Genomic DNA, 3,642 nt, shown 5'->3' with positions numbered 1-3,642 from the left:
CCTTTGGCGCGGGCATTGGCGGCCAGCTTCTCCAAGGCTGGATTGCCTTGTGGATAGCCAACCACGGCGACTGGCAAAAGGCGCAGCATGTCATCATTGCGCTTGAAGATGGCAGCGGCGCGATTGGATCCATTGCCCCAATCGGTGCGCTGCATGATGAGCTGACCGCCACGGGCCTCCGCCCATTTTTGGGCTAGCAAATCGCCGCCTGACTTTTGGCCGGTCACTACCAAAGCCATGCCGGGGTAGGCCTTGTTCAAGGCGTCGAGCTTCTTGAAGACGTGGTTTGTGATGGCGGCTAATGCTTCTGGCGACTGGCCTTTGGTCAGGCTCGCATCAGCGATGAAGATTACCGATTGGACTGCGCTGGCGTTTGTCCTGGCTTTTTCGGCACGGCGGGCGATTAGAGCACGGGCTTCCCAAAGGGTGGCGCTTTTCAAGGTTACATTGCCAGAGACTGTGGCAGGCATCCAACGCTCGCCGGTATGACGGGCGGAGGCGTCGGCGAAAGCTGCCAAAGCGTCAGTGAGGGTTTGTTCCCATTGCTCTAAATCGTCGCGCTGGGTGACCAGCTCTTCGGCTGCGACGTCGTCGATTTCCGAACCGAAGGATCCGTTGTGGGCCATTTGTTCGCGAACCATTTCAGTCAATTGCGCTTCGACGCGGTCGAGTCTGTCGGTTGCCAGTTTGCGCTGGCGATTCAGACCGTCGCAGATGGCCTTTAAGATGCTGGGTGCGAGATCGCCCGAGCGAGTGCCGGAAACGATTTGGGCTAGGCCGCTGGCGATCACATCGGCCATTTTGTCGATGGATTCTGTGTCGAGGCTATCGCGATTGTCGCGGTCACCGAGCACCATTTGACCCGATAGGGCGATGGCTTCGAGGGCGACGGCGGTTTGGCTGATTGTATTGGTCATGTTGGTTTCTCCTGTGCCTTTGTGGCAGCCCCAACGGGGCGCGGGCTGTGTAAATGCCAAGGGGTCAGACAACAGAAATTGCGTCCGTGGTCGTGCCGGAAGCAGCGGTCTATGGTGTCTGTCATCCGAAGGAGGCGACAGGGGAGCCAGGGCGTAGCCCTTGACAGATTGAGCCATAGATTGCTGCTGGAGCTGGGACAAAATTTTGACGAAGGACGGACCTAGGGTAGAGTCAAGGGTTCTAGCCGCATCCGTTAGGGTGCGGGTATGTCCCTTGACGCTAGGCGAACTTGTGAGCCACTAGGTTTGTATCTCGTTGAAATTTTGGTCGCAGGAAGTTCCGACGGTTAAGCCAGTCTGTCATCCGAAGGAGGCGACAAAGGAGCCAGGGCGGAGCCCTTGACAGACTGGATTGGCTGGCGGTTTCTTCCGGAGACTATGCCGCACAGCGGCATATCCCAGATGGTTGAGAACGCTTTGTGATGTGGCCGAGGCAGATCTTTTAAGCTGTCGCAATGGTTCTTGTGCCACATTGCGAAGTGTTTTCGAGCAGGCTCGAACACAATAAAAAATCACACCGAAAAAACAGCCTTGCCTTGGCTTCAGAGGTTAAGCGCTAGAGATTTGTTGCTGTTTTTTCTGTGGCTTTGAAAGCAATTTGTTTTGTGTGATCCCCTTGGCATTTACACAGACCACGGCTTGATGGGGATGACATAGAGGGGCAGGAGAAACCGGCATGACACAATCAGCTAAACAGGTGTCGCCCTCGAAGCCATCGCCCTATCGGGTCAAATGGTGCTCAGAGACTGTGAGAATTGTGATGCCTTGATACAGAATCCATCGACAAAATGGCCGATGTGATCGCCAGCGGCCTAGCCCAAATCGTTTCCGGTACTTGATTGGCGGATCGCGCTCACAGTATCTTAAAGGCCATTTGCGACGGTCTGAATCGGCAGCGCAAACTGGCAACCGACAGACTCGACCGCGTCGAAGCGCAATTGACTGAAATGGTCCGCGAACAAATGTCCCATAACGGCTTCTTTGGTTCGGAAATCGACGACGTCGCAGCCGAAGAGCTGGTCACCCAGCGCGACGATTTAGAGCAATGGGAACAAACCCTCACTGACGCTTTGGCAGCTTTCGCCGACGCGTCTGCGCGTCATAGCGGCGAGCGTTGGGTGGCTGCTGCAGCTCTGGCAATGTAACCTTGAAAAGCGCCACCCTTTGGGAAGCCCGTGCTCTAATCGTTTGGCGTGTTGGAAAAGGCGAAGCCGAAGCAAGTCTGAGGATTATCTTCATCGCTGATGCGAGCCTGACCAAAGGCCAATCGCCAGAAGCATTGGCCCGCGTCACCAATTACGACTTCATCAAGCTGTTTGCCTGAGTTGCAACAAGTCTGGGCGTTGGTTGTGACAGGCTAAAAGTCAGGCGGCGATTTGCTAGCCCAAAAATGGGCGGAGGCCCGTGGCGGTCAGCTCATCATGCAGCGCACCGATTGGGGCAATGGATCCAATCGCGCCGCTGCCATCTTCAAGCGCAATGATGACATGCTGCGCCTTTTGCCAGTCGCCGTGGTTGGCTATCCACAAGGCAATCCAGCCTTGGAGAAGCTGGCCGCCAATGCCCGCGCCAAAGGCTTCAAAGTCTCCATGCGCGACATCCACGAGGAAATGGAGGGCCTTGCCTGACACCATCACGCTAGATCGACAAGAGGGCGCTGGTTAACTCCAGCGCCCTTTGTGTCGATTTGAGGGTCCGGACTTATAGGGTAGTTATCATAATCCAGCTCAGGTGTTGGTATTGAGGACACACGACGGACTATAGCTTGTTTGACTGTTCCATCTTCCATGACAACATAACTTATGCGGGTTTGCGTTGGCGATGGCTGATCGAAATCATAGATTGTGGCAGTAATAGGATGGTCTCGGCTTGAGACGGCTTTGACATCCCCATTTTCAATCTGAATGTTGATTGAGACGATGTGCCCCAACAGAATGCGATAGAAAAGATCGCCAATTTCCTTACTGGACAATGTGACCTCGTGGCTTTCTTCGATGATTTCGCGGAGAACATTGCTTTTCAGACCGCTGGCTTGCCAAAAGTAAAGAGCGGCAAGAAGAGTGTTATGTTCGGCGTCACTCACCGTAAATGTTTTTGACATTGGCTCATCTCTTAGCTGGCATTGATCGGCGGCTTTGTGTGAATTTGGGGGACCGTCTTCTGAGCCGGTCCCCCTTCGGTAGACACACAGGAGAGTTGCACGGTGACCAACCGTGCAAAAATGCTACTACAGCCTCAACCTCGCTTGTGTTGATGGTGATTGTCTTAAGTTGGACGAAAAAAACGCTCAGCCTGCGGCCGAGCGTCTTTCTAAGTGGGTTGTTAGATCAGAAGTGAGCTGATTATGTTTATGTGTCGGCGTGATTGCCAAGCGGGTGTTTGGTCGGTTTCAAGAGGCTCTTCGATTGAAGCAGCGTTGAGAACGTCGAGGTCAAATCCGAAGTTCATATCTTCTTCTTCGAATGCAAAACCGCTTTGGGTTTGGGTGATTGATCGTGTCATGCTCGTCTCCTGTGTTTGAGCACTAAGACAAGCGAAGCCTTGTCCTTGGAGGCGTTTGAGCGTGGGCACTTGGTGATGATGACATGGCAAACGGGACCGGCTGGGCCGATCCCGCTTGTCGCGCTAAGGGTTTTTCAGAAGGGGATATCTTCCAACTCTTCTT

The 3,642-nt window shown here is 54.0% G+C and carries 6 protein-coding genes; 3 read left to right on the top strand and 3 right to left on the bottom strand.

What is annotated here, in order from left to right:
- A partial coding sequence (locus tag PbB2_RS14320) for an SLOG family protein (RefSeq protein ID WP_192576361.1) occupies positions 1–917 on the bottom strand: 917 nt, incomplete at its 3' end.
- Between the two features lie 998 nt (positions 918–1,915).
- Between PbB2_RS14320 and PbB2_RS14315 the strand changes: the two genes are divergently transcribed.
- The 3 genes from PbB2_RS14315 to PbB2_RS14310 all read left to right on the top strand — a co-directional run bounded on the left by PbB2_RS14315 (position 1,916) and on the right by PbB2_RS14310 (position 2,605).
- The gene (locus PbB2_RS14315) at positions 1,916–2,122 is read left to right on the top strand and encodes a hypothetical protein (protein WP_133245842.1); all 207 of its coding nucleotides are present in this window, start codon (positions 1,916–1,918) and stop codon (positions 2,120–2,122) included.
- 2 nt (positions 2,123–2,124) lie between these two features.
- Positions 2,125–2,301 (top strand): hypothetical protein, encoded by a 177-nt coding sequence (locus PbB2_RS16145; protein ID WP_192576360.1) that lies wholly within the window; start codon positions 2,125–2,127, stop codon positions 2,299–2,301.
- A gap of 97 nt (positions 2,302–2,398) precedes the next feature.
- The gene (locus tag PbB2_RS14310) at positions 2,399–2,605 is read left to right on the top strand and encodes a hypothetical protein (protein ID WP_133245841.1); all 207 of its coding nucleotides are present in this window, start codon (positions 2,399–2,401) and stop codon (positions 2,603–2,605) included.
- A gap of 5 nt (positions 2,606–2,610) precedes the next feature.
- Here PbB2_RS14310 and PbB2_RS14305 read toward each other — a convergent pair whose 3' ends face one another.
- Positions 2,611–3,078, bottom strand: a complete 468-nt coding sequence (locus tag PbB2_RS14305) for a hypothetical protein (RefSeq protein ID WP_108986070.1) — start codon at positions 3,076–3,078, stop codon at positions 2,611–2,613.
- Positions 3,079–3,299: 221 nt separating this feature from the next.
- Positions 3,300–3,479, bottom strand: a complete 180-nt coding sequence (locus tag PbB2_RS14300) for a hypothetical protein (RefSeq protein ID WP_108986069.1) — start codon at positions 3,477–3,479, stop codon at positions 3,300–3,302.
- Positions 3,480–3,642: the final 163 nt, after the last annotated feature.

Source organism: Candidatus Phycosocius bacilliformis, from assembly GCF_003112735.1.
Taxonomy (GTDB): Bacteria; Pseudomonadota; Alphaproteobacteria; order Caulobacterales; family Aquidulcibacteraceae; genus Aquidulcibacter; species Aquidulcibacter bacilliformis.
The sequence above is the reverse complement of the archived record's forward strand: the minus strand, read 5'-3'. Positions and strand labels throughout refer to the sequence as shown.